The sequence below is a fragment of the Arthrobacter ginsengisoli genome, from assembly GCF_031456935.1.
Classification (GTDB): domain Bacteria; phylum Actinomycetota; class Actinomycetes; order Actinomycetales; family Micrococcaceae; genus Arthrobacter; species Arthrobacter ginsengisoli.
The window spans coordinates 251531-276166 of sequence record NZ_JAVDVQ010000001.1 but is presented as its reverse complement, the minus strand read 5'-3'; the positions used below and the strand labels follow the sequence as shown (position 1 = coordinate 276166).

Annotated in this window: 24 protein-coding genes and 1 pseudogene; 10 read left to right on the top strand and 15 right to left on the bottom strand. The window is 67.8% G+C overall.

Annotated elements, in window-relative coordinates; genetic code table 11:
- The first annotated feature begins 92 nt into the window (after positions 1-92).
- From J2X01_RS01285 to J2X01_RS01275, 3 genes are read left to right on the top strand one after another with little or no spacing between them, the layout of a single operon-like run.
- Positions 93-764 carry a DedA family protein gene (locus J2X01_RS01285; protein WP_310049830.1) on the top strand — a complete coding sequence of 224 codons (672 nt, stop codon included), beginning with the start codon at positions 93-95 and terminating at the stop codon, positions 762-764.
- 42 nt (positions 765-806) lie between these two features.
- Positions 807-1346 carry an LpqB family beta-propeller domain-containing protein gene (locus J2X01_RS01280; RefSeq protein ID WP_310049829.1) on the top strand — a complete coding sequence of 180 codons (540 nt, stop codon included), beginning with the start codon at positions 807-809 and terminating at the stop codon, positions 1344-1346.
- A complete protein-coding gene (locus J2X01_RS01275; protein ID WP_310049827.1) occupies positions 1346-3001 on the top strand; it encodes a DUF5671 domain-containing protein in 1656 nt (551 codons plus the stop codon). Before J2X01_RS01280 ends, J2X01_RS01275 begins: the two co-directional genes overlap by 1 nt.
- 13 nt (positions 3002-3014) lie before the next feature.
- On the opposite strand, the gene J2X01_RS01270 is transcribed toward J2X01_RS01275, so the two are convergent.
- The 7 genes and pseudogenes from J2X01_RS01270 to J2X01_RS22115 all read right to left on the bottom strand — a co-directional run bounded on the left by J2X01_RS01270 (position 3015) and on the right by J2X01_RS22115 (position 10554).
- Entirely contained in the window at positions 3015-4709 is a 1695-nt protein-coding gene (locus tag J2X01_RS01270; protein ID WP_310049825.1) for a SulP family inorganic anion transporter, read from the bottom strand.
- 12 nt (positions 4710-4721) lie between these two features.
- Positions 4722-5432 carry an endonuclease/exonuclease/phosphatase family protein gene (locus J2X01_RS01265; RefSeq protein WP_310050198.1) on the bottom strand — a complete coding sequence of 237 codons (711 nt, stop codon included), beginning with the start codon at positions 5430-5432 and terminating at the stop codon, positions 4722-4724.
- A 179-nt stretch (positions 5433-5611) separates the two neighbouring features.
- Positions 5612-7033: a carbohydrate-binding domain-containing protein gene (locus J2X01_RS01260; RefSeq protein WP_310049823.1), complete on the bottom strand. Its 1422-nt coding sequence runs from the start codon at positions 7031-7033 to the stop codon at positions 5612-5614.
- A gap of 220 nt (positions 7034-7253) precedes the next feature.
- On the bottom strand, positions 7254-7766 hold the full coding sequence (locus J2X01_RS01255; RefSeq protein WP_310050196.1) for a VTC domain-containing protein: 513 nt from the start codon (positions 7764-7766) through the stop codon (positions 7254-7256).
- A 291-nt stretch (positions 7767-8057) separates the two neighbouring features.
- The gene (locus tag J2X01_RS01250) at positions 8058-8708 is read right to left on the bottom strand and encodes a DUF4956 domain-containing protein (RefSeq protein WP_310049820.1); all 651 of its coding nucleotides are present in this window, start codon (positions 8706-8708) and stop codon (positions 8058-8060) included.
- Positions 8709-8741: 33 nt separating this feature from the next.
- Positions 8742-9749, bottom strand: a complete 1008-nt coding sequence (locus J2X01_RS01245; protein ID WP_310049818.1) for a glycosyltransferase — start codon at positions 9747-9749, stop codon at positions 8742-8744.
- A gap of 9 nt (positions 9750-9758) precedes the next feature.
- Positions 9759-10554 (bottom strand): annotated as a pseudogene (locus J2X01_RS22115) (phosphodiester glycosidase family protein).
- 105 nt (positions 10555-10659) lie between these two features.
- Here J2X01_RS22115 and J2X01_RS01235 point away from each other — a divergent pair.
- A complete protein-coding gene (locus J2X01_RS01235; protein ID WP_310049816.1) occupies positions 10660-11463 on the top strand; it encodes a thioesterase family protein in 804 nt (267 codons plus the stop codon).
- 87 nt (positions 11464-11550) lie between these two features.
- On the opposite strand, the gene J2X01_RS01230 is transcribed toward J2X01_RS01235, so the two are convergent.
- The 3 genes from J2X01_RS01230 to J2X01_RS01220 all read right to left on the bottom strand — a co-directional run bounded on the left by J2X01_RS01230 (position 11551) and on the right by J2X01_RS01220 (position 12779).
- Complete coding sequence (locus J2X01_RS01230; RefSeq protein ID WP_310049814.1) at positions 11551-11709, bottom strand: hypothetical protein; 159 nt, start codon at positions 11707-11709, stop codon at positions 11551-11553.
- A gap of 1 nt (position 11710) precedes the next feature.
- Positions 11711-12190 carry a DUF6325 family protein gene (locus J2X01_RS01225; RefSeq protein WP_310049812.1) on the bottom strand — a complete coding sequence of 160 codons (480 nt, stop codon included), beginning with the start codon at positions 12188-12190 and terminating at the stop codon, positions 11711-11713.
- Positions 12191-12395: 205 nt separating this feature from the next.
- Complete coding sequence (locus tag J2X01_RS01220; protein ID WP_310049809.1) at positions 12396-12779, bottom strand: DUF2177 family protein; 384 nt, start codon at positions 12777-12779, stop codon at positions 12396-12398.
- Between J2X01_RS01220 and J2X01_RS01215 the strand changes: the two genes are divergently transcribed.
- Positions 12772-13545: a lipoate--protein ligase family protein gene (locus J2X01_RS01215; protein ID WP_374724902.1), complete on the top strand. Its 774-nt coding sequence runs from the start codon at positions 12772-12774 to the stop codon at positions 13543-13545. The genes J2X01_RS01220 and J2X01_RS01215 overlap by 8 nt on opposite strands.
- A gap of 14 nt (positions 13546-13559) precedes the next feature.
- Here the strand turns inward: J2X01_RS01215 and J2X01_RS01210 are convergent, their stop codons facing one another.
- From J2X01_RS01210 to J2X01_RS01200, 3 genes are all read right to left on the bottom strand, one after another.
- Positions 13560-14192, bottom strand: coding sequence for an MBL fold metallo-hydrolase (locus tag J2X01_RS01210; RefSeq protein ID WP_310049806.1), 633 nt, complete (start codon positions 14190-14192; stop codon positions 13560-13562).
- Positions 14193-14203: 11 nt separating this feature from the next.
- Entirely contained in the window at positions 14204-15289 is a 1086-nt protein-coding gene (locus J2X01_RS01205) for an S-(hydroxymethyl)mycothiol dehydrogenase (RefSeq protein WP_310049803.1), read from the bottom strand.
- Between the two features lie 147 nt (positions 15290-15436).
- The gene (locus tag J2X01_RS01200) at positions 15437-15694 is read right to left on the bottom strand and encodes a mycoredoxin (protein ID WP_056429693.1); all 258 of its coding nucleotides are present in this window, start codon (positions 15692-15694) and stop codon (positions 15437-15439) included.
- Positions 15695-15829: 135 nt separating this feature from the next.
- Here J2X01_RS01200 and J2X01_RS01195 point away from each other — a divergent pair, with 135 nt between their 5' ends.
- The gene (locus J2X01_RS01195; RefSeq protein WP_310049800.1) at positions 15830-16576 is read left to right on the top strand and encodes an SOS response-associated peptidase; all 747 of its coding nucleotides are present in this window, start codon (positions 15830-15832) and stop codon (positions 16574-16576) included.
- Between the two features lie 795 nt (positions 16577-17371).
- On the opposite strand, the gene J2X01_RS01190 is transcribed toward J2X01_RS01195, so the two are convergent.
- Positions 17372-17794 carry a VOC family protein gene (locus J2X01_RS01190; RefSeq protein WP_310049799.1) on the bottom strand — a complete coding sequence of 141 codons (423 nt, stop codon included), beginning with the start codon at positions 17792-17794 and terminating at the stop codon, positions 17372-17374.
- Between the two features lie 14 nt (positions 17795-17808).
- On the opposite strand from J2X01_RS01190, the gene J2X01_RS01185 reads away from it, so the two are divergent.
- Positions 17809-18135, top strand: a complete 327-nt coding sequence (locus J2X01_RS01185) for a chorismate mutase (protein WP_310050191.1) — start codon at positions 17809-17811, stop codon at positions 18133-18135.
- 9 nt (positions 18136-18144) lie between these two features.
- On the opposite strand, the gene J2X01_RS01180 is transcribed toward J2X01_RS01185, so the two are convergent.
- Positions 18145-18531 (bottom strand): hypothetical protein, encoded by a 387-nt coding sequence (locus tag J2X01_RS01180; protein ID WP_310049796.1) that lies wholly within the window; start codon positions 18529-18531, stop codon positions 18145-18147.
- 142 nt (positions 18532-18673) lie between these two features.
- Here J2X01_RS01180 and J2X01_RS01175 point away from each other — a divergent pair, with 142 nt between their 5' ends.
- The 3 genes from J2X01_RS01175 to thrS all read left to right on the top strand — a co-directional run bounded on the left by J2X01_RS01175 (position 18674) and on the right by thrS (position 24619).
- Positions 18674-19006: a DUF6504 family protein gene (locus J2X01_RS01175; protein WP_310049793.1), complete on the top strand. Its 333-nt coding sequence runs from the start codon at positions 18674-18676 to the stop codon at positions 19004-19006.
- Entirely contained in the window at positions 19003-22503 is a 3501-nt protein-coding gene (locus tag J2X01_RS01170; protein WP_310049791.1) for a DNA polymerase III subunit alpha, read from the top strand. The genes J2X01_RS01175 and J2X01_RS01170 overlap by 4 nt, the downstream gene beginning before the upstream one ends.
- 106 nt (positions 22504-22609) lie before the next feature.
- Positions 22610-24619, top strand: a complete 2010-nt coding sequence (gene thrS, locus J2X01_RS01165; protein WP_310049789.1) for a threonine--tRNA ligase — start codon at positions 22610-22612, stop codon at positions 24617-24619.
- The last annotated feature ends 17 nt before the right edge of the window (positions 24620-24636 follow it).

Below are 24636 nucleotides of genomic sequence, written 5' to 3'. Positions count from 1 at the left end.
TCGACGAACCCGCACCGGGCCCCGGGAACGCTGTTTCGGTTAGGCTGGCCACGATTGCCGCGGAAGGGAGCGACAGTGATCCAGGATCCCGAATGCCCGCGGCAGCCGTGACCGCCGCCGCCCCGGTCGACGAGATGACCGGCCTGGCCGGATTCGCCGCGCGCGCCGTCGACGCGCTGGGCGAGTGGGGAGTGGGGCTGTTCACCCTGGCCGAGACGGTCTTCCCGCCGATTCCGAGCGAGGTCATCCTTCCCCTGGCGGGATTCCTTACGCGGCAGGGGACCATGAACATGGCCCTTGTGCTGGTCACCAGCACGCTCGGTGCCTATCTTGGCGCGCTGGTGCTCTATTGGCTCGGGGCGCGGCTGGGGCTGGAGCGGTCGATCCGGTGGCTGTCGAGGCTGCCGCTGATGGACCGCGAAGACTTTGAAAAAGCCGCCGCCTGGTTCAGCAGGCACGGCCGGTCCGCGGTCTTCTTCGGCCGGTTGCTGCCGGGCGTTCGCAGCCTGATCTCGCTCCCCGCCGGGGCCCAGCGGATGCACCTGGGGACGTTCAGTGCGTTCACGGTCGCGGGCAGCGGCATCTGGAACGGGCTGCTGATCGGCCTGGGCGCCCTGCTCGGGGCGCAGTACCGGCTGATCGACGAATACTCGCGCTTCCTCAACCTGGCCGTCTATGCCGCCCTGGCCGTCGTCGTCGGCTCGCTCATCCTGAGGGGCCTCCGACGGCGGCGAAACACCAGGTCAGGGCCGAATGAGGCCTAAAGACATCGTGACGGCCGTCCCCGTCGGCAACATACTTACGGCATGATTCCAGAGTCAAACGAGCCCGGGCCGAACGAACGACAGCCGGCCGCAGCCCAACCCCCGGCGGCGCCCGCCCCGGAACCATCCGCGCCGCCTCGGCCGGACCGGACCCTGCTCGGCATCATTGCCGCCATTGCCGTCCTGGTAATTGTCGCCCTGGTCGTTGTGTTCACCCGTGGCGAGCCTGCACCGTTGGACGAGGCCACCCCCGCCGGTGTGGTCCAGCGGTATTCCGCCGCCGTAATTGCCGGGGACGAGGAGGCCGCGTCCGCCTACCTGTCTGACGCCGCCAAGACCCGCTGCAGCGACAAGCCACGGATGGGGGCGCGCAACCTCCGCGTCACGCTCGTCTCCACGACCGAGCGGCCGGCCACTGCGGACGTCGCGGTGCTGATCACTGTTTCCGAAAACGGCGGGGTGTTCGGAAGCAACGAGTACCAGATGGAGCAGAACTTTGACCTGGTCAAGACAGCGGACAAGTGGCTGATCGACAGTGCTCCCTGGGACCTGGCTGTGTGCCCGAACCCGGTGGTGAAGTGATGAGCGTTGACTCGGCCGCGGGTTCGGCACAGCGGGCCGTCCGCCGCCTGATCACCTACCTGTTGCTCTTCGCCCTCGTGGTGATCGCCGCCGTCGGACTCAGCGGGCTGCTGGAACGACTGCTGGAGTCAGGCACGGAACTGGCGACGGCGGACGTTGCCGGGCTGGCGCGCTCGCTGGCTTTCGCCCTGGTCGGCGGACCCCTCGCTGCGCTCCTCTGGTGGGTCGTCTGGCGGCGGTTGGGCGACGAAACAGAACGTGCCTCGGTCGGCTGGGGCCTCTATGTGACCGCCGCCTATGTGCTCTCCCTGATTCTGGCGCTGAGCAACCTGCTCAGCACGCTGGCCACGCTGATCGGCGGCCAGTCGCTGCAGTGGCGGTCCTCGCTGGCCACGGGGCTGGTGTGGGCTGCCGTCTGGGTCTGGCACCGGTGGATGTGGCGGCATCCGCGCAAGCGGCCCCTGGATCTGGCTGAGGCCCCCACCGTGCTTGGCAGCTACATCGGGCTCGTGATCGGAGTCAGCGGAGCCATCACGGCCCTGTCCCTCCTGCTCGACGTTGCGATCCGGGGTGCCCTGACCACCGGGACACTGGGCAAGCCCTGGTGGATTTCCGCGCTGCAGTCCCTTGTGTGGGCGGCGGGCGGCGGGCTGGTCTGGTGGTGGCACTGGAAGCACGACGGCGGCCGGATGCTGCGCGGCGGGCTCGCCAGCGTCGGCCTGATCGCCGTTGGCGTCCTCGGCGCCGGTGTGCTGACACTCGGCGGTGCGGGAGTGACGGTGTTCGTCCTGCTGCGGCTGGCCTTCGACCGCACCGAACCGATGGATCGGCTGCTGGAGCCTCTGGCGGCGGCGGTCGCGGCCGCCGCCATCGGCTCCCTCGTCTGGGTCTACCACCGCGGACTGGCGCGGGAAAGTTCGGAAGCCATCCGGCAGGGAAGCCGGCTGGTGACCTCCGGAGTCGCACTGGTTGCCGCCGCCTCCGGGATCGGCGTGATCGTCAACGCCGCCCTTGCCCTGGCGGTCACCCCCTTCGTGGGGACCGGGCCCCGCACGCTCCTGCTCGGCGGCATCAGTTCGCTCCTGGTCGGAGGCCCGGTCTGGTGGCTCACGTGGAAGCCGCTCGACCGGACATCCGCGGTGACGGCCGGCCCGGGTGTGTCCGGGACCTGGCAGGGCGCCCGGCGCGTCTACCTGATTGTGGTGTTCGGTCTCAGCGCCGTGGTTGCCGTCGTGACGCTGCTGGTCATCGGGTTCCGGATATTCGAGTTCTTCCTGGCGGACGTCTCGGGCGGCAGCCTCGTGGAGAGCATCCGTGCCCCGCTCGGCCTGCTCGTGGCCACAGGTCTCGTGGCGGGCTACCACTTTGCGGTCTGGCGCCGCGAGCGTGCCGTCCCCGCGGCGGAGGCGCCTGCCCGGAAACGGACCATCGGACATGTCGTCCTGGTGACCGGGACCGATCCGGCGCCGCTGCACCGGGTCATCGAGGAAGCCACCGGGGCCGGCGTGACCGTTTGGCGAAGGGCCGACGGCGGGGCGGGCCCCGCTGCCGACGCCGGCCGGCTGGCGCGGGAACTCGAGGGTGTTGTCGCCGCGCGGGTGCTCGTGACCGTCGGCCCGGACGGCAGGATCGACGTGATCCCGCTGCTGGGCTGATGGCGCGGCGCTGCTACTCCAGGTCGAAGGTCTTCTTGTAGTGCCTCACCGCGTTGTTGACGGTGGGGAAAAAATGGTCCGGGCCAAACCGGCTGCTGACGCCGAACCGGATCAGGCGGTCCTTGATGGGTCCCTTCATTTCGGCGAAGACGAGACTGATGCCGCGTTTCGCCAGTTCATCGTCGAGCGCCACGAGGTCGTCCAGTGCGGTGGTGTCCAGGCCGGTGATGGCCTCTGATGCCACGATCACCCACCGCACCGGTTCCGGGGCGCGGGTGACGAGGGTCCTGAGGTGGTCGGTGAAGACGGCGCCGTTGGCGAAGAACAGCGGGGCGTCGAAGCGGGCGATCACGAGTCCGGGGACACGCTGGCCCTCGGGGTGCCGGCTCAGGTCGTGGTAGCCGGGAACGTCTCCCACGCTGCCCAGTTCGGTGCGGTAGGGATCCAGGGCGCGGAGCACAAAGGCGATCAGGGACAGGCCAATGGCGACCACGATGCCTTCGAGTACGCCCACGAACGCGACGCCCAGGAAGGTGGCAACCAGCAAGGCGGCCTCGGTCCGGCTCATCCTGAGCAAGCGCAAGAGCGTCTTCACGTCAAGGATTGACGCCGCCGCAACAATCACGACGCCGGCCAGCACGCTGGAGGGCAGGAACGTCGTTACCCCCGGCGCCAGAATCATGAACAGCACCACGAGGAGAGCTGCAACGACTCCGCCCAGCGGGCTCTTGGCACCGGCTTCGAGGGCGATGGGCGTGCGCGAGGTGCTGCCCGAAATCGGAAATCCGCCAAAGAGTCCGCTGGCCACGTTCGCCACTCCGAGGGCACCCATTTCCTGATTGCCGTCCACCTGCCCGCCCCGCCGGGCGGCGAGGCTCTTGGAGAGCACGGAGGTATCCGCAAAGGCAATCAGTGCGATGCCGGCCGCCGGGCCGATCAGGGCGAGGGCATCCTCGACGCTGACGCCGCCGAGCGCGGGCGCCGGCAGGCCGCGGGGCAACGCGCCCACTGTGGGGAGAGCCGTGGTGAGATCCAGGACAGCCGTGAGCGCCGTGGCTGCCACGACGGCGATCAGCACTCCGGGGAGTTTCCACGGCAGGAAGCGGCAGGCGACAATGACGGCGATGGTGCCCACTCCGAACAGCAAAGCGAGAGAATTCGTCTCGCCCTGGGCCACAGCCTGGGCGGTGCCTCTGGCGCCGGTGATCAGCGAGCCGCCCGTGGCCGGGATGCCGAGGAGTTTGGGCAACTGGCTGATCATGATGGCAAGGGCGATTCCGTTGAGGTATCCCACGCGGATGGGTTTGGACAGCAGCCCGGTGACGAATCCCAATTTGAAGACCCGGCCGGCTAGGAGCAGCCCGCCGATCATTAGCGCCAAAACGCCCGCGAGGGCCACAGCCTGGTCCGGATCCTTGCTGGCGAGCGGCAGGATGGCCGCGGCGATCATCGGGGCAAGGCTGGAATCCGGACCGATGATCAGGACCCGGGATGGTCCGAAGACGGCGTAAGCGAGCAAGGGGATGATGGAAGCGTACAGCCCCGTGACGGCGGGCAGTCCGGCGGCTTCGGCGTACGCCATGCCGGCCGGAATCAGGAACGCGCTGAGGGCGGCGCCGGCGGCGAGATCGGATTTCAGCCAGGGACGCTCATAGACCCGCAGCATTCCCAGGCCGGGCGGGACTTTTAGTGCCCGCGTTCCCCGCACGGTGGCCCCTGGCTACGCAGCAGGGGCCGCGGAGCCGCCGGCCGCCGGAGCGTCCTGGCCGTACTCCGCCGAAATGAGGATGGGAAGGTGGTCGGAGGCGCCACGCGGCAGGGTTTCGACGCTCTCGATGTTGAGGCCCTGCGAGGTGGCGAAGTCGAAATGGCCCTTGAACACCTTGTACCGCGTGTAGGTGCGGCGGTCGCTGAGGGTCAGGTCGTAGCCGGCGTCCTTCATCTGTGCCGTGAGGTACTTGGTGAAGAACGGATAGTTAAAGTCACCGACCATCAGGGACATGAGGCCGCCGCCCATGCTCAGCAATTCCGCATGCGCGGCGTGGATCTGGTTCCTGCGCAACGAGTTCGACGCCGTGAGGGGGGCCGCGTGGAAGGAAGCGATGACCAGGTCATGGTCCGTTTCATTGTCGACCACCCGGGTGCCGATGAGCCGCTCGTGGGCGGGGGACAGGACGTGGTCGTGCAGCGACTTCTTGAGGGCGAACGTCTTGGTTTCGTAGGCGGTGAACCGGTCCATGCGGTAGTAGATCGCCAGGCCCAGCCGGTTGCCCTTGGTGGCGTCGGCAAGGTGCAGATCGCCGATGGTGTCCGGAATATCGTTAGTATCGCACTCCTGGAGGCACAGGGCATCGACCTCAAAATCCCGGGCCAGATCCACCAGTTCACCGCTGGCATGGTGCTTACGCAGGTTGTAGCTGATGACTCGAATCAGGGGAGCACCTCTTCGGTGGGTAGTCGCGGAAAGTCTGATTCCGAGTCTACCCAGTCCGGCGAATCCGGTGAGAACTGAGACCGCGGGTCCGGCACGGAGGGTCGGAATCAACGGGCTGGCCCTGAGATCACCCCGGGAACGCGCGGTCATCGCGGACAGCGGCCGCACCGGCGTGCTCAGCGGCCGCCGGGACCCCGCGCCGCCGTGTACTCGCCGGCGGTGACGCTGCCCTGCTGCCGGGCGCCGTCCAGCGTTCCGTTGCCGAGGCCCGCAGCGACCTGGGCCTTCCCCCCGGTGTAGACGGTGTAGTCCTCGCCGGCCGTTATCGCGGACGATGAGTAGACGACCGAGGCGGTCTTCTTGGCTGCCACGAAGGTTGCCACCAGGTTTCCGCCGGAGTCTGCCAGTTGGATGGTGGTTCCGGCCGCGACCGCCGTGCCGAAGGTCAGCTGGACGCCGGACTGCGTCGACGACGAGCCCGGCGTCACCGCCATACCCGCGCTGCCGGCCGCCGCGACCGTGCCCCCGGTGACGGCGAGTTCCCCGTTGACGTCCAGCGCGCCGTTGCCGTCGTTGCTGGGCCCGTTCACGACGACGGTGCCGCCGGAGATGGTGGCGTTGCCGTTGGAGTCCAGCCCGTCGCCCTGTGAATTGATGGTCAGGGTGCCGCCGCTGATGTCAACGGAATAGTCGCCGACGGTTTCGCCGCCGCCCATTCCGCCGCCCATTCCGCCGCCCATCCCGCCTGCCAGGGTGCCGGTGCCGGAGCTGCCGCCGGACGCGTTGACGCCGTCGTCGGTGGCGGTGACGTTCACCGTGCCGCCGCTGACGGCGATGTGGGCCGCTTCGAGTCCCTCGTTGGATTGGTCCACGGTGACGGTGCCGCCAGCGACGGTCAGCTGGCTGAAGGCCTCGACCCCGTCGTCGCCGGCGCTGACGGCCAGCGTTCCTCCGCTGACCAGGAGCCAGCCGCGGTCCTCGTCCGTCTCGTTGTCAGCTTTTACCCCGTCACCGCCGGCGGTGACGCTGTAGGCGCCGTCCAGCAGGACGGTGTAGTCCTTGCCCCGGATGCCGTCGTCCGCCGCGTTTACGGTTACATTGCCGGCGGCCAGCACGAGGCCGTCCTTGGAGACGATGCCGTCGTTGTACTGGCCGTTGACCGTCAGGGAGCCGCCGCCGGCGATGGTCAGGTCAGCCAGGGAGTAGAGCGCGGCGTTGGGGGAATCCTCGGCCTGGTCCGCGTAGCCGGCAGCATCCTGCAGGGAATTGGTGCTGCCGTCCGCGAGGTAGACCAGGGCCTCGTTGGCGCTTTGGACCACGAACGGGGAACCCGCGGAGTTGCTGAGGTCCACACCGTCCAGGATGATGCGCACCACGTCTTCCTCACCGGTGGCGACGAGCACCTGGCCGTCGGTGAGCGTGCCTGTCAGCCGGTAGGTGCCGGCGGCGCTGATGGTGACCGTGCCGCCGTCGACTATGACAGCGCCCGACGCCGGGCCGCCCTCCACCGTGCTGGCACCGTCCGCGAGCGTCACCGCGACCTCCCCGGCAGGATCCCAGCTGAGGTCGTCGGAGTCGAAGTGGGTGTCCTGCTCCACGGAGGCGGCCGTCCGGGGCTGCGTGCCCGCTGCCGACGTCTACCCCCCCTGGCCGGTGGACGCGGCGGTGCCGGCGACTGAGCAGCCGGTCAGGGAGACGGCGAGCGCCAGCGCGGCGATGGAGAAGGAGCTGCGGAGCTTGTTCATGGTGTGGTCCTGTTCTGCTGACGTGCGTTTCTGCGCACGTGCGGGGGAAATAGTGCGGGAGCCGGGGGTGCGGTCAGCCTGGTGGTGCCGGGATGAGATGAAGGCTTCGGCCCAGTGTGCTGTGCCAGCGGTTGGCCGGAAGCTCCGGGCACAGGGCCGCCATGCCGGTGGCGAACTTGGAAATGCGGCTGGGCCTGATGCCGTTGGCCCAGAGATGCCGGTCCAGCGCGCCCGGGGCCGAGCCCGACTTGGTCTCCAGCACGATGGAACGGTCCAGGAGCCAGGGATTTTGTCCCGGTCGCTGCCAGGTGACGCCCTCATCGATGGTCGCCCGGCTGCCGGATCCCGGCAGGAACAGCGTGGTGCGGCGGTACCGGGTCTCGAGCACGGGGTCCAGGGGGCCGGCCGGGACCGCTCCGACGGCGGCGGCGAGCGTCTCGTTGACGTAGGCCAGGCCTTCGGCGGTGATCCGGCTCCGGTCCGCCGGGTGGTAGGGGATGCGTTCCTTCACGGTGGCCTCGCGGCCGCCTTCGGTCTTGACCTCCAGGAAGCTTGCCTCGCTGTCGAGGTAGGTGCGGGTGCGGATCTTGAAGCGCCGGCGCCGGCCTCTGGCGGCCAGCAGATAACTTTCCCGTTGGGGGGGTATCGAAGTACACCGAGTCGTAGTCGAAGGTCCGCAGCCCGTCTATCTCCAGGACCCGGGCATCGGCGTCCAGCGAGGCGAAGAGCCGCTTGGCCTGCAGGACGGGGATCACGTATTTGCGGTCCACCCGGGTCTGCAGGGCCGCTGCGGTGTTCAGCTCCTCCAGCCCCACCACCGGCAGGGGCCGGAGGCCGGCTGCGAGGCCGTTCGAGCCGGCGTCTGCGCCGGCGGCGCTCATGCCGCACCTGCTCCGGCCGGGGCCGGCTGATCCTGCCGGGGCAGCTCCCGCCGGGATTCTGCCGCCGAGGATTCGGTGCGGGCGGGCCCGAAGGGGGCGCCCGCCGTGCGGTAGGCGTACCGGACGTCGACGATCGTTTTGTCATTGACGAGGTCCAGTTCCTGCACGGTGGCCGAGTGGACGGTGCCGTGGAGGACCTCCTCAAGGCGGGCATGCAGTTCGCTGTCCCCGGCGATGGCACGGTCCAGGATCACCGTCTGGTGGCGGTACGCCGGCAGGACCCGGGGGTGGTCGCCCACGAACATCACCAGCAGGATCAGGGCCATCAGTGCCAGCGGCAGCCACACCGGCTCGATCCCCAGTCCCGCAATGAGACCCAGGGCCAGGGCGGAGAAGTAATAGGCCACCTCGTGCTGGGCCAACTCCGTGGAGCGGAGCCTGATGATGGAGAGGACACCGAAGAGGCCCAGGCCGAGGCCGATGCCGGCGGCCGAGCCGGAGAGCGCGACTGCCACGGCCATGACGCCGACGTTCATGCCGAGGTAGGACACCACGAGGTCGCGGCGCCGGTGCCGGCGCAGGTACAGGGCGAACGTCAGTACGGTGATGGCGGCCAGGTCGGCGGCGATAAGAACTAGGGGTGTCATGGGGTACTCCGGAATCAGTGGGTGGATTGGTCTCTACGATTCCCGGCAAGGCTGTGCGGGAACTGTGGCGGGACCATGGCTGGAATATGAGTCGCGTTTGTTGCGTCGGCAGTGCCGGAGGTGGCCGGGGTTCCGGCGGCTGCGGTGGTGGACGGTTTCCGGCTGAAGAGGAACCGCTGCTGGACGGAGAAGCTCACGGCGAGCAGTGCCGCTTCCACCATGAGCTTGGCGGGAAGGGGCGGCACCGCTAAAGTTCACTGCCGAGCTGAGACCCCGCGCCGCCACGACGGCGAACAGGACCGAGCCGGTGGCGCCCAGCAGGACCAGGAAAACGCCCGTATCGACGACGAAAGCGGCCAGGGACGACGCCAGGAACTTCAGCAGGGGTGCATAGATCCGCGCGGAGTCGGCGAGGGGCCGGAAGCGCGAACCCGTGTTGTGGTCCAGGTAGACGGTGGCGATGCCGACTGTCCGGATGAGGTAGCCGGCCCGCCTGGCTTCGAGCAGCAGGTTGAGCCCGTACTCGTAGCGCTCGCCGGGGACGCCGGTGAGCCAGGGAAGCATGGCCGCCGGATAGCCCCGCAGGCCGGTCTGCGTGTCCGGGATGTTTTCTCCGGTGGCCAGCCGGAACAGCCACCGTGTTGCCGTGTTGCCGACCCGACTGGGCGCCGGAACGTCGCCGCTGAAATTCCGGCTGCCCAGGACCATTGCGTCGGACGCGGCCGGCAGCCGCCCGGCAACGCGAAGAATGTCCTGCACCCGGTGCTGTCCGTCGCTGTCGGCGCAGACCACGTCCCGGCCGGGGAAAGCGGCGGCGATGAAGGCGAAGCCTGTCTTCAGCGCATGTCCCTTGCCCCGGTTGGCCGGAAAGCCGATGACGGTGCTCCCAAGCCGGGAGGCGTCGTCGAACACCTGCCGGAAGTCCGGTCCGCTGCCGTCGTCCACCACCACAACGGTGGGTTTGGGGTCCGCTGCGGCGACCGAAGCGATGAGTTTAAGCAGCTGTCCGTCCGGCTTATAGGCCGGGATCAGGATGATCATGGCTTCGCCTCACTGCCCGATGTACAGGATGTCGGAGGTGCCGCGTTCCTTGTTCTGGCCCAGCGGGTTGTTGACGACTTCGCCGTTGAAATACATGGTGGAGGACCCGCCGCCGTCGAGGTTATACGCGGTGCTGGCGCCCAGGCCCTGCATGATTTCCGCAAGCCCGGTCATGGTGACGCCGGCGCTGTAGCCGGGGCTGCGCCCGTCGACGACGACGAAGACCAGGTGGTTGGTTCCGATGATGCCGACGGCGGTCCGGGGCTGCTCGCCCTGGATCGAGTGGTTGCCGACGTTGGTGTCCACTTCCACGTCCTCGATGCCGTCCGCGACCTCGCCTCGCGCCAGCACGGCCGGCCCCGAACGACAGCGTGTTCCAGACGCCGCCGGCCACGAGTTGGGCGGCCGTGGTGCCGGTCTCGTCGTAGACCTTGACGGTGAAGGCGGACTGCAGCACGGTCGCGTCCGTGAGGACGACGTCGGCCACGTAGCAGGTGACGGTGTTGTCGCCGCTGCCGGTGGCGACTTTGGAAATGCTGATGGCGGAATCGTCCGAGGTGTAGGAACTGTCCGTGGTCTGTGCTGTGGAAGCTGTGGAGGAGTCCGTCGTGGAGTTGGTTCCGGACGTTGCGCCCTGGCTTGCCTCGTAGGCTGCGACGTCGGAAATCTCGACATGTTCGACGACGAAGCGGTCCAGTGCCCAGGCGGTGGCGCCGCCGGCCGAGAGGGTCAGGGCCAGGGCTCCGGCCAGGACGGCGCGCCGCACCCGGCCGCGCTTTGTCGGTGTCCTTTTGTCTGGAGTCATGCATTTCCAGGCGCCGGACTTATGCGGGCCGTGAGGCCAGGCACAGCGTGAGCTGTGAAAGCGATAGTGTGTTCGGGAATTACCAGCCACGCGAAAGGGCAGACGTTGACTGCTGAACTACCGGTGCTTGCCGAGGGCGACTTCTACTACGAGGTGCTCGGCGGCGGGCGTTTCCGCTCCACCATCCACGCCCAAGGCGCCTGGAACGAGCACGAACAGCACATGGCTCCCGCCTCCGGCATCATGGCCGACTGCCTGGACCGGCATGAGCCGCGCGAGGACATGCGGATGGCGCGCCTGAGCTACGAGATTCTTGGCCTGATTCCTGGCGGCGAGTTCGAAGTCGTCACCACTACGCTGCGTCCGGGCCGGACGATCGAACTGGTGCAGGCCGAGCTGATCGCGGAGGGGCGGGTTGCCATCCGCGCGACGGCCTGGCGGATGATCATGTCCGACACGACGGCCGTCGCCGCCTTTGAGGATCCCAGGATTCCCGCGCCGGAGGACTGCAAACCGTACGACGCGGCCAACATCTGGCCGGGCGGCTACATCGCGTCACTGGAAATGCGGATTGCCGACGGGCACCGTGCCGGGTCGGGCACCGTCTGGCTGCACACGGAACATCCGTTGACGGACCGGAAGGACAGTAGCGATCTCGCCCGGCTGGTCGGCCTGGTGGACACCGCCAACGGGATCGCCGCCCGCGTCCCGCCGGGCGAGGGCAGTTACGCGTTCCCCAATCTGGACCTCCAGGTCCACATGTACCGGAGGCCCGAAGGGGAGTGGCTGGGGCTGGACAACGAGGTCTCCTTCGGCACGGACGGGATCGGCCTGACTTCCACCGTGCTGCATGACCTCACCGGCCCGTTCGGCCGCGCCGAGCAGATCCTGACGCTCCGGAAGTCCTAAGTCCGTGAGTCCCAAATGGCGGTGCGCATGACCCCAGGAGGGTCATGCGCACTTGAGGGTGCCGGCGAGCCGGCTAAGCCGCGGGAGTCAGTCGCGACGGTCGTCCCGCCGGTCGCCGCGGTCGTCCTGGCGGTCGTCCCGGCGGTCGTCCCGGCGGTCGCCGCGACGGTTAATCCCGTGGGCGACGACAATTGCCCCGCCGACGGCGGCGGCGGTCCGGCGCCTGCGTCGTGCTGCGAGTGGCATGTCAGATTCCTTCCTTCATTGCTTCGGGCGACTGGGCGTCGGCTTCGGCGTCGGCCTCAAAGGCGGCGATGACGGCCTGCGTCGGGATTCGGCCGCTGGCCACGAGCTGGCCGCCGGCCTTGCGGACGGCTGCGCCGAACGGGGCCGCCCACTGGTTCTCCCAGACGAGCACCGCGGCGGAATGGCCGGGCGCGATCGTCTCGGCCAGGTCCATGACGTCCTGCTCCGAGAGCACCATGGCCAGGTCGGCCTCGGCCATGCGCACCTCGCCGAGCTCGCTCGCATCGAGGTCGGAGATCTCCGCCGTCTCGAGCGTGCCGTCCTCGTTCTTCCTCAGGAACACCATGTCGAGGACCCTGATGAGGTCACGCTTGACCAGGTCCTCCAGAAACGGGGCGATCTGACCCTTGCCGAAGTCGGGACCGGGGAACTCCACGACGAGCCAGTCCACCGGACCTAGATCATCCAATGTCTCAGCCATGCTGATGACCTCCGTTCTCATTGGGGTAATAGGCGATCCGACGGACCGCAGCAGCTCCAGTCTGTGCCCCGGAGAGGTGCGGCGCCTCATCCCCGCCGGGTGACCTCACCCGGCTTCGGCACTGGGGAGAATAGGGCCGTAGCCTTGAGTTCCTTGATGCGGAGCCGGAGAAAGCTCAGCCATGAGCCGTCTGGAGGCGTGGTCCCTAGTGGAAGACCAGCCAGCCGACCACCGTGGCCAGGCCGGTGAGCACTGCGCCCCAGGCGATGTCCGCCACCACGATGACGAGCGGCCAGTTCTTCAGGGTTGCGGCGTTGGTGAGGTCGTAGGTGGCGTAGGCGAAGGTTCCCAGCGCGGCGCCGTAACCGAGCGCCGTGAGCCAGCTGCCGCCGTCGAGCGCGGGCCGGAGGGCGAAGAAGACAATCCCCGCGATGTACAGGACGTAGAAGGCGACGGCGTACCCTAGATGGGGCTTGTCCGCCATGAGGTGGCCCAGATGGCGCCGGTAGAACTTGCTCATCGACTTGAGCCAGACGGAATCGATGACGGCGAACGCGGCGGCTACGACGAGGAACTGCAAGATGACCATAAGGGAGCATAACAAGATGCCGGAGGCCGCAGGCGCAGCGCGGACGCTGACCATTTTCCGGCAGGGGCACTCCCTTGGCGCGGCCGCGGACCTGGACCTCGCCCTTGAGCTGCTGGGGAAAGTCAAGACCGGGGTGCTGGGACCCATGCTCCGGTTCTATCGGCCGGCGCCCACGGTGGCCTTCGGCCAGCGGGACACGCACCTGCCGGGCTTCGATGCCGCCGCCCGGGCCTGCCGCGGTCTGGGCTTCGAACCGCTGGTCCGCAAGGCCGGGGGACGCGCCGCCGCCTATCACGAGGGAACCCTCGTGATCGACCATCTGGAACCGGACACGGACGCGATCGCCGGGGCGAAGGGGCGGTTCTCCCTCTTCGGCGAACTGCTGGCGCACGCGCTGCGGACCGCCGGCGTTGACGCCGCCGTGGGGGAAATCCCCGGTGAATACTGCCCGGGTGAGTTCAGCGTCCACGGCCAGGATCCGGAGTTTCCGCAGCACCAGCTCAAGCTGATCGGCACCGCCCAGCGGGTGGTGGCGGGCGGCTGGCTGTTCAGCTCGGTCATCGTGGTGGAGAACTCGGCCCCGATCCGTGCGGTGCTGGAAGCCAGCTACGCGGCCCTGGGGCTGGGCTGGGACCCGGCCACGGCGGGCGCCGTCAACGACCTCGTCCCGCACCTGGACGTGGACGCCATCGAGGCCGCCGTGATCGACACGTACGCCCGCTACGCCGCCCTGGACTACGGCGACTTCAGCAGCCTGCTCGGCTGAGACCGGGCCCTGCCCTAGTGGCCCCGGGCGATCCATTCCTCCAGCTGCGGCGCCTCGGCGCCGACCGTCGTCGGGTCGCCGTGACCGGTCCGCACCACAGTGTCCGCCGGGAGCGTCAGCAACCGCGTCCGGATCGACTCGATGATGGTGGGGAAGTCGCTGTAGGACCGTCCGGTGGCGCCCGGGCCGCCCTGGAAGAGGGTGTCGCCGCTGAAGACGGTGCCCTCGCTTTCCAGCGAGAAGCACACGGAGCCGGGGGAATGTCCCGGCGTGTGCAGCGCCACGAGCCGTGCGCCGGCGACCTCGAACGTGTCCCCGTCCTCGATCGCGCGGTCCGGTTCGGTTCCCGGGAACACACGCTCCCAAAGCATCCAATCCGCCCGGTTCAGGTACACCGGGGCGTTGACACGGCCGCGGAACTCGCCGACGGCGGCGATGTGGTCATCGTGGCCGTGGGTCAGCAGGATTGCGGTAACCTGGCGGCCGGCGACGGCGGCCTCGACTTGGGCGGCGTCGTGGGCCGGGTCGATGACGATGCATTCCGCGTCGTTACCCACGATCCAGACGTTGTTATCGACGTCCCAGGTGCCGCCGTCGAGCGAGAACGTGCCGGAGGTGACCAGCCGGTCGATCCGGAGCCCGCTCACTGAACCGGCGTTCACAGCTCGACCACCGAGCGGAGCACCGAGCCGGAGTGCATCTTCTCGAAGGCTTCCTCGATCTGGTCGATCGTGATCCGCTCCGTGACGAAGGCGTCCAGGTCCAGCTTGCCCAGCCGGTAGAGGTCGATCAGCATGGGGAAGTCGCGCGAGGGAAGGCAGTCGCCGTACCAGGAGGACTTGAGCGAGCCGCCGCGGCCGAACACGTCCAGCAGCGGCAGCTCCAGGGTCATTTCGGGGCTGGGAACGCCGACCAGGACCACGGTGCCGGCCAGGTCGCGGGCGTAGAACGCCTGCCGGTACGTTTCCGGGCGCCCGACGGCGTCAATCACCACGTCGGCGCCGAAGCCGCCGGTTAGTTCGCGGATTGCCTCGACCGGATCGACCGCGGAGGAATCGATGGTGTGGGTGGCGCCGAGGTCCTTGGCACGGTCGAGCTTCTTCGGGTCGATGTCGACGGCGATGACGGTGGTGGCGCCGGCGAGCGCGGCGCCGGCAACGGCCGCCACGCCCACGCCACCGCAGCCAATCACGGCGACGGAATCGCCGCGCTGGACGTTGCCGGTGTTGATGGCGGCGCCGATGCCTGCCATCACGCCGCAGCCGAGCAGGCCGATCGCGGCCGGGTCCGCCTCGGGGTCAACCTTGGTGCACTGGCCGGCGGCGACGAGGGTCTTCTCGGCGAAGGCGCCGATGCCGAGGGCGGGCGAGAGTTCGGTGCCGTCCTCGAGGGTCATCTTCTGGGTGGCGTTGTGGGTGTTGAAGCAGTACTGCGGCTGGCCCCGGCGGCACGCCCGGCAGTCACCGCAGACGGCGCGCCAGTTCAGCACCACACGGTCGCCGGGGGCAACCTCGGTGACATCGGGACCGACGGCACTGACGACCCCGGTGGCCTCGTGGCCGAGCAGGAACGGGAAGTCGTCGCTGATGGCGCCCTGCTTGTAGTGCAGGTCGGTGTGGCAGACGCCGCAGGTGAGGATGTCCACGAGGGCCTCGCCGGGTCCGGGATCGGGGACCAGGATGGTCTCCAGAGTGACCGGGGCTCCCTTGGAGCGGGCTATGACGCCTTTGACTTTATGGACCATGGGAATAGCTCCTCTGCTCGTGTCGCGGTTCTCGCCGCAAATCTCGTTGTCCCGGGACGGTGTCGCCACAAATTCTGCCGCATAACGCGGGGCGGCGCCGCCCCCGGGGAGGCCGCGCCGTCGTCGTCATCGCGGAAAAGGGCGGCCTTAGGCCGCGAGGCGGCTCTTGACCTCGGCCGCGGAGGGGTTGGTGGCTGCGGTGCCGTCCGGGAACAGCACGGTGGGAACGGTGCGGTTTCCTCCGTTGAGCTTCTCCACGAGATCTGCGGTGCCGTCAACTTCTTCGATGTTGATCTCCGTGTACCCGATGCCCTGGGCGTCCAGCTGCTTCTTCAGGCGGTTGCAGTAGCCGCACCAGGTGGTCGAAAACATGGTGATGGTGCCGGATTCGGGAGTGAAGTCCACGAAGTTCTCCTTCAAGCTGGTTGGCGGCGCTGGGACGCAGCGCGGGTTGCCGACAAAAGTCGTACGTCATTGGCAACAACCGTAACCCGCAGGCCGCTATTCCCGCACAGTATGGCGCGGTGGCATGCTGGTGCCATGTGTGGACGTTACGTGATGGCCCGGGCCGTCGGAGACCTGCTGGCCGAGTTCGACGCCGAACTTGAAGTGGAAATCGCTGTTCCGCCGTCGTGGAATGTGGCCCCGACGGCGGACGTGCCAATCCTGCTGGAGCGGCTGGTGGACGGGGAACCCGTCCGGCAGCTTCACCTTGCGCGCTGGGGACTGGTGCCGTCCTGGGCCAAGGACCCGGGGATCGGTTCGAAGATGATCAATGCCCGCAGCGAGAGCGTGCTGGAGAAGCCGGCGTTCCGGAAGGCCACCCGCGCCCGGCGCTGCGCGGTCCCCGCCGACGGGTATTACGAGTGGAAGGGCGAGGGGCGCGGCAAGCAGCCGTATTACGTGCACCCGAAGGATGGCCGCCCGATTGTGTTCGCCGGCCTCTACGAATGGTGGAAGGATGCCTCCAAGGCCGAGGATGATCCGGAGCGCTGGCTGCTCTCGACGTCGATTATGACCACCGACTCGCCGCCTGCGGGCTACGCCGGGGGAATGCTGGCCGAACTCACGGCACTGCACGACCGGGTGCCGCTGCCGATGGACCGAGGGACGATGCAGGCGTGGCTGGACCCGCAGGCCGACGATGCCGCCGGACTGGTGGACCTGGTCCGGGCCGGGGCCCACGACGTCGCGGAGGGCTGGACGATCGACGCCGTCGGCACCGCCGTCGGGAACGTCAAGAATGACTCGCCGGAACTCATCCAGCCCGTGGGGAGCCTGTTTTAGCGAGTCGCCGACGCACGGCGGTAGCTGGTCGGGCTGGTGAAGACGAGGGGCTCCGATCCCGCCGGGAACCATCCTCCGTTGTTCCGAATGCTGCGGGGTGCCGCCGGCGGACGCGGCACCACCGCTGTTTCATAGCTCACTGCACACCGGCTCGAATAGCGTGCCGCCGTGTGCTCCAAGTCACGTTAGCGGCGCGTACGAGCAGCTCAATAGGGTCATAGTGCCCTTGGCCGCAGCGCGTCGGGTGTATCTACTTTTTGATTTCGGGAAGCAGCCGCCAGCGATGCTGCACTGCGGCGCGGGTCACTGGTCGCCGTCGCGAATGACGGTTCCAAAACTGCCGCAGGAGATTGTTCGCGGCCTTCAACGCCGCTGGCGACGCACGCCTGGCTGCGACAGCATCAGATCGGCATTGGGACAAACCAGCAGGAGCCCCCTGAGGCCAGCACCCTCCACAACCAGCCGTTGGACCGCCAGGAGGGCGATCAGGCCCCCGGCGCTGTCACAGGCAAGGCGCGGAGAACCATAGATTGATTCGAGGATTTCCGCTGGCTTGATAGCCCGGTTCAGTGTGGCGACGACATCGTCAAGACATCGTCAATAGCCGCCGTGCCGGATGCTCAGGCGCTCGCCGATGAGGACCGCCAGTACCGCGGCCTTGGCTTCCCTGACGGCCTCACGCGTGCGGCGCGCAGCTTTGTTCACGTCCAGGGCCGGGGCCTCTGCTGGTTGTGACTGGACGTCCGATATCCACTGCCCCGGTTCGTCATCGGCGGGTATCTCGTTCCCGCGTCGTCAGAGCGTCACATTTCCGCCGCCGTCGACCGCCCAGCCGGGATTGAACGCGACCTCCCAGCGGTAGCCGTCAGGGTCGGCGAAGTACCCGGTGTAACCGCCCCAGGACTGGGTCATCGGCGCTGCGATGATTTCTGCTCCGGCCGTCTGCGCCTCAGCCATCACCCGGTCCACTTCCGCCCCGCTGGCCAGGTTGTGGCTCAGGGTGATGCAGGGAATGCCGGCCGGGGGATCAGTGGCCGCTTCGGCCTGCATCCGCCCTGCGTCCCAGAGCGAGAGGATGAGCCCGTGATTTGCCTGGATGAAGAGGACCTCGCCCCGGACTTCCCGGTGGACGGGCCAGCCCAGGCCATCCACATAGAAACTGCGGGAGGCGTCAACACTGCGGACACCCAGTGAAATTAGATCGACTCGTGGCTGCATCTTTCGATACTGTCATGCACATGTCCACAAATCACCAAGACGAAAAAGCTGCCAAGGCCGACCGGGACCAGCTCGCCGCCGTGCGGGTGGCCGTCGACGAGGTGGATGAGCAGATTGTGTCGCTGATTGGCCGCCGCGAGCGGTTGATCCGGATCGCCGGTACCCTCAAGGCCGACAGCGCAGAGGTGCGGGCCCCCGGGCGCGTGGAGCGGGTCATTGAACACGTCCGCGCCACGGCGGAGCAGAAAGACATCGACGTCGACCTCGTCGAGAAGACCTACCGGGCAATGATCGACGCGTTCATCACGCTCGAACTGGAAGTCTACAAAGCCAGCTCCTAGTCCCGGTGCCTAGAGGGCTTCCTCCACCGGGACATTCGCCTGGTAATCGCGCCCGTCACAGTCGCTGAACGCCGTCATGAGGTGGCCCTTGGCCAGGCCCATGATCGTGCTGAGCGGAAAGTGCCCGGTGATGGTGTTGCCGGAGTGCTCCACGCCCTTGAGGTCAAAGTTCTCCTCCGTCCCGTCGTGGCTGAAGCAGTAGAAGGACACGGCCTCCCCGTTCATGAACTCGATCCCCATTCGTCGCTGGTGGGAATGGTCCGGAGTTGAGGCCAGGAGCCCCACCACGTAGGCGCCCTGGCCGGGGATATTTCCGTCTATATCGAACTTCGCCACCAAGGACGTGTCCTCGGCGGCGATGCTTACGTGCTTCAGGAGTGCGTTATGGGAGCTCATGGCTCAATCCTGCTACCTGCGTCTGCGTCCGTCCACCCCCGATCTAGGTTTTGCCCCGGCACCGTCGTAGACTGGAATTATTCGAAGATATATTCGAATAGTACTGCTTGGTTAGTTCAAAGGGTGAAGTCCGGGAGGCGCGATGGGCATGTTCAGCGAGTCGGTTGACGTCGTCTCCACGCCCTCCGGCCAGCCCCAGGAACTCGTCTGGGCGGGCCGCCGCTATACCGTCTGCGCCGAACCGGTCCGCTGGTACGAGCGGCGCCAATGGTGGGCGGAAGAACAGCGGGCACCTTTGGGCAGCGGACCGGGGCTCGTGGACCATGAGATCTGGCGGGTCCAGGTCCGCCGGGCAGATGCCCCCGAGACTGAAAGCCTCACCCTTGACCTCGCCCGGCATGCCGGCAGCGGACGCTGGCGACTGCTGCGGATCCACGACGCGCTGCTTCCAGTCCGGAAGCCCGAATCAGCATGAGCTTCACCCATCTCCACGTCTCCACCGCCTTCAGTGCCCACTACGGGGTCTCCTGGCCGGATGAACTGGCGGCCGCCGCAGCAGCGGACGGGGCGACGGCGCTCGCCTGCACGGACCGCGACGGTCTCTACGGGACGGTCAAGCACCTGTTGGCCTGCATGGCAGCCGGGCTGGACCCGGTCGTCGGAGTGGACCTTGCCGTCTTTGACGACGACGGCGACCTCCGCACCCAGCTTGGGGGACGCGTCGTCGTGCTGGCCCACGGGCACAACAACGGCGCCGGGTACCGTGCGCTGTGCCGGCTGATCTCCGATGCTCATGCCCGCACCACGGGCAAAGCCGGGGGAGCGGTGCCCGCCGCCGTGACCCGGGCCGAACTGGCTTCCCGCACCCTGCACCCGGAAACCCTCAAGCCGGTGCTGACCGTGTTGATCGGCCCGGACTCCGACGTCGGACGTATGATGGGAGGCAGGCGGTACCTGCGCCCCCGCACCCTGTTCAAACGCTGGCTCGATGCCATGCCGCCCGGAACCATCGCCGCCGAGGTGGTCAGCCAGCTCAGCCCGCCCGGCGAACCGCTCAGCACCGCCCACGCGGTGCGGATGCTCAAGCTCGCCGCCGAGCACGGGGTACCCGCCGTGCTCAGCAATGCAGTGCGGTATGTCGCCGAGGACGGAGCGGCCACCGCCGATGTGCTGGACTCCGCCCGCACATTGAAATCGCTGCCCGAACTTTCCGCTGCCCCGCTGCTGCAGCCAAACGGGCAGGCCTGGCTGAAATCCGCGGCGCAGATGCACCGGCTGGGCAAGGAGATCATGCACGCCGCCGGGTATGGCGCCGCGGACCTCAAGAGCCTGATGGCGCAGACCGAGGCGCTCGCGGACCGTTGCCGGATGGATCCGGTGACGGACATGGGATGGAAGCAGCCCGTGGTGCCGGAAGCCGCGGTGATCGGAATCGCCGGGGACCCCCTCGTGGAGCTCACCCAGCGCTGCGAGGCGGGCATCAGCAGGCGGTTCCCCGGGATCACCGGCAGGCCCGCGGAGGAGCTGCGCTCGCGGCTGGAACACGAACTGCGGATCATCGACAGCCTGGGTTTCGCCGCGTACTTCCTGACCGTGGCCGAGGTTTCCCGGATGATCCTGGACATGGGAGTCCGGGCAGCGGCTCGCGGTTCGGGGGCCTCCAGCCTGGTCAACTTCCTGATCGACGTCAGCCAGGTGAACCCGCTGCAGCACGACCTCATCTTCGAACGTTTCCTCTCCCGGGACCGCGCCACCTTGCCGGACATCGATATCGACGTCGAAAGCGCCGAACGGCACAACGTGTACCGGAAGATCTTCGAGCGCTTCGGCTCCGAGCGCGTCACGCTGATGAGCATGCAAAACGGCTACCGCGCTCGCGGTGCCGTGCGCGACGCCGGCCTGGCGCTGGGCATGGAGGAAGACGAAATCGGGGACATCGCCAAGCAGCTGTGGCGGTTCTCGGCCCGGAACTTCCGCGAAGCCCTCGAGGAGAAGCCGGAGCTGAAGGAATTCGCCGGCCGGGTGGGGCAGCGGGACTTCAGCGGCAACCAGCAGCTGGACCTGCTGGTGGACCTCACCGAACGGCTGGACCGGCTGCCGCGCCACATCTCCATGCACCCCTGCGGGGTCATCCTGGGCGACGCCACCCTGCTGGACCGCACCCCCGTGCAGCCCAGCGGGCTGGGCCTGCCGATGAGCCAGTTCGACAAGCACGACATGGACCCGATGGGCATGCTCAAACTCGATGTCCTCGGCGTCCGGATGCAAAGCGCCATGGCCTTCGCCGTCCGCGAAGTGATCCGGCTGCATCCCTCCAAAGCCGAGGTGGTGGCCGCCGGCGCCCACCCGGCGGGACCCGACGGGACCGGGCCGGACTACATCGCCGAGGACGGCCGGATCGACCTCAACGCCGTGCCGCTCGACGACGAACCCACCTATGAGCTGATCCGCAGCACCCACACCCTGGGCTGCTTCCAGATCGAATCACCCGGGCAGCGGGAGCTCATCGGCAAACTCGCCCCCCGGGAGTTCAATGACCTCATTATCGACATTTCCCTCTTCCGGCCGGGGCCGATGAAATCGGACATGGTGCGGCCCTTCCTGGAGCACCGGCACGGCTTCGCTCCCGAGGTCTACCCGCACCCGGACCTCAAACCCGTTCTCCAGGAGACGCACGGCGTCACCGTGTTCCACGAGCAGATCCTGAAGACCTTCGACGTGATGACCGGCTGCGGGCTGGCGCGGGCCGACGAGTTCCGCCGCGCCCTCGGCAACGAGGTCCTGGAAGGCAAAGTGGAGGAGTTCTTCCGGAAGGAGGCCCGGGCCCGGGCGTACAGCCCCGAAGTGGTGGACAAGGTCTGGGGGACGCTCAAGGCCTTCGGCAGCTTCGGGTTCTGCAAGGCCCACGGCGCCGCCTTCGCCGTTCCCACCTACCAGTCGGCCTGGCTGAAGACCCACCACCCGGAGGCGTTCCTCGCCGGGCTGTGGGAGCACGACCCCGGCATGTATCCCAAGCGGCTCCTCGTCTCCGAGGCACGGCGGCTCGGGATTCCGATCCTGCCCCTGGACATCAACCGCAGCCGGGCCGAGTACCGGGTGGAACGCGTGGCCACCGGCCCGGACCGCGGAAAGCTGGGCATCCGGCTGAGCCTGAATGGCATCTACGGCCTCTCCGGAACCGAGCTGAAACGGATCGTGGCGGGACAGCCCTATGACTCGCTCGCGGATCTGCGGGCCAGGTCCCGGGTGAGCAAACCGAGCATCCAGCGGCTGGCCCGGCTGGGCGCCTTCGATTCCCTGAACCGGGCCTCCGGCGGGACCGCCAACCGCGCCGACCTGGTGCAGCATCTGCAGGCCCTGCAAAGCCGCCCCCAGCGCAAAGGCATCGAGGTGATCGACGGGCAGCTGTCGCTCCCGCTGGGCGACATCGAGCTGAAAAACCTCAAGGCGGTGCTGCCGGCCCCCACCCTGGTAGATACCGTCCGGGCCGAGCTGGACCTGATGGCCGTGGATGTCAGCGACCACCTGATGGCCAGCCACCGGCCGCTGCTGGACCGGCTCGGCGTCACCACCGCGGACAAGCTGCTGGGACTGCGCAACGGCACCGAAGTGCTGGTCGCCGGAGTCCGCGTCGCCACCCAGACCCCTCCCATGCGGGGCGGCCGGCGGGTGGTGTTCATCAGCATCGACGACGGCACCGGCTGTGTGGATTCGGTGTTCTTCCATGAGGCCCAGGAGCTGGCCGGGCCGCTGTTGTTCGGCACCCGGCTGCTGCTGATCCGGGGGAACACCCGGCGGACCGGGCCGAGGGGGATCAGCATCAGCGCCAGCATGGCCTGGGACCTGAGCCGCACGGAGACCCTGCCGTTCCCGGCCACGCCTTCCGGGATCCCCGAGCACCGGGAACCGGAGCCGCCCGGCCCGCTGGACGGCATCAGCCGAAACCTCGCGATTACCGGGCTGGGAGGCTGAGTGGCGCGTTGGTTGGCCCCTGCAGAAACCGATAGCATGGACGAGGCTGGCTGTGGTCCCCGTACGCCACAAGCTACGAAGCCTTAACTTTGAATAGGAGACACCCGTGTCAGATGCCCAGCAGATCACCCTTCTCGTCGATGGCGAAGAGACCAAGGTGGCTACCGGGACCACCGGCGCGGAACTCTTTTTTGAGCGCCGCGACGTCGTTGTGGCCCGAATCAACGGCGAGCTGAAGGACCTGGACCAGCCGCTGCCCGAAGACGCCACCGTCGAGGCCGTCACCATCGATTCACCGGACGGACTCAACGTCCTGCGCCACTCCGCCGCCCACGTCATGGCCCAGGCCGTGCAGCAGCTGCGCCCCGACGCCAAGCTGGGCATCGGCCCGTACATCACCGACGGCTTCTACTTCGATTTCGACGTCGAGGAGCCGTTTACGCCGGAAGACCTGAAGACCCTGGAAAAGATGATGCAGAAGATCATCAACCAGAACCAGAAGTTCGTCCGCCGTGTGGTGTCCGAGGACGAGGCGCGCGAGGCGATGAAGAACGAGCCGTACAAGCTCGAACTGCTGGGCAAAAAGAACAACGCCGCCGACGCCGGTGAAGGTGTCAACGTCGAGGTCGGCGCCGGCGATATCACCATCTACGACAATGTGGACCGCAAGAGCGGGGACACCATCTGGTGCGATCTGTGCCGCGGCCCGCACCTGCCCAACACCAAGCTCATCTCCAACGCCTTCGCGCTTACCCGGTCGTCTGCCGCCTACTGGCTGGGCGACCAGAACAACCAGCAGCTGCAGCGCATCTACGGCACCGCCTGGCCCACCAAGGACGCCCTCAAGGCCTACCAGGAACGCATCGCCGAGGCCGAACGCCGCGACCACCGCAAACTCGGCGCCGAGCTGGACCTCTTCTCTTTCCCGGACGAGCTGGGCTCCGGGCTGCCGGTGTTCCACCCCAAGGGCGGCATCATCCGCAAGGCCATGGAGGACTACTCCCGCCAGCGCCACGTGGACGCCGGCTACGAGTTCGTCTACACCCCGCACATCACCAAGGGGCACCTTTACGAGGTCTCGGGCCACCTGGACTGGTACAAGGAGGGCATGTTCCCGGCGATGCACATCGACGCGGAACTGAACGAGGACGGCACCGTCCGCAAGCCCGGCCAGGACTACTACCTCAAGCCGATGAACTGCCCCATGCACAACCTGATCTTCCGCTCCCGCGGCCGGTCCTACCGCGAACTGCCCCTGCGGCTGTTCGAATTCGGCTCGGTCTACCGCTACGAGAAGTCCGGCGTGGTGCACGGACTGACACGGGTCCGGGGCATGACCCAGGACGACGCCCACATCTACTGCACCCGGGACCAGATGAAGGACGAGCTGACCACCACGCTGAACTTCGTCCTCGGCCTGCTCAAGGACTACGGCCTGGACGACTTCTACCTGGAGCTGTCCACCAAGAACGAAGACAAGTTCGTGGGCGACGACGCCACATGGGAGGAAGCCACCCGCACCCTCGCCGAGGTGGCCGAAGCCTCCGGGCTGGAGCTCATCCCGGATCCGGGCGGAGCTGCGTTCTACGGCCCCAAGATTTCCGTCCAGACCAAGGACGCGCTCGGCCGCACCTGGCAGATGTCCACGATCCAGCTCGACTTCAACCTGCCCGAACGCTTCGAGCTCGAGTTCCAGGCCGCGGATGGAACGCGGCAGCGCCCGGTGATGATCCACCGCGCCCTGTTCGGATCCGTCGAACGGTTTATGGGTGTGCTCACCGAGCACTACGCCGGCGCCTTCCCGGCCTGGCTGTCACCCGTGCAGGTGGTCGGCATCCCGGTGGCCGAGGCGTTCAACGACTACATGTTCGACGTCGTGGGCCAGCTCAAGGCCGCCGGCATCCGGGCCGAGGTGGACATTTCCTCGGACCGCTTCCCGAAGAAGATCCGTACCGCCAGCAAGGACAAGATCCCGTTCGTGCTGATCGCCGGGGGCGACGACGCCGAAGCCGGCGCCGTGTCCTTCCGCTTCCGTGACGGCAGCCAGGACAACGGTGTGCCGGTGGCCGAAGCCGTCCAGCGAATCGTGGACGCCGTCCGCAACCGGACCAGCTAGCGGACAGGGAAGAACCA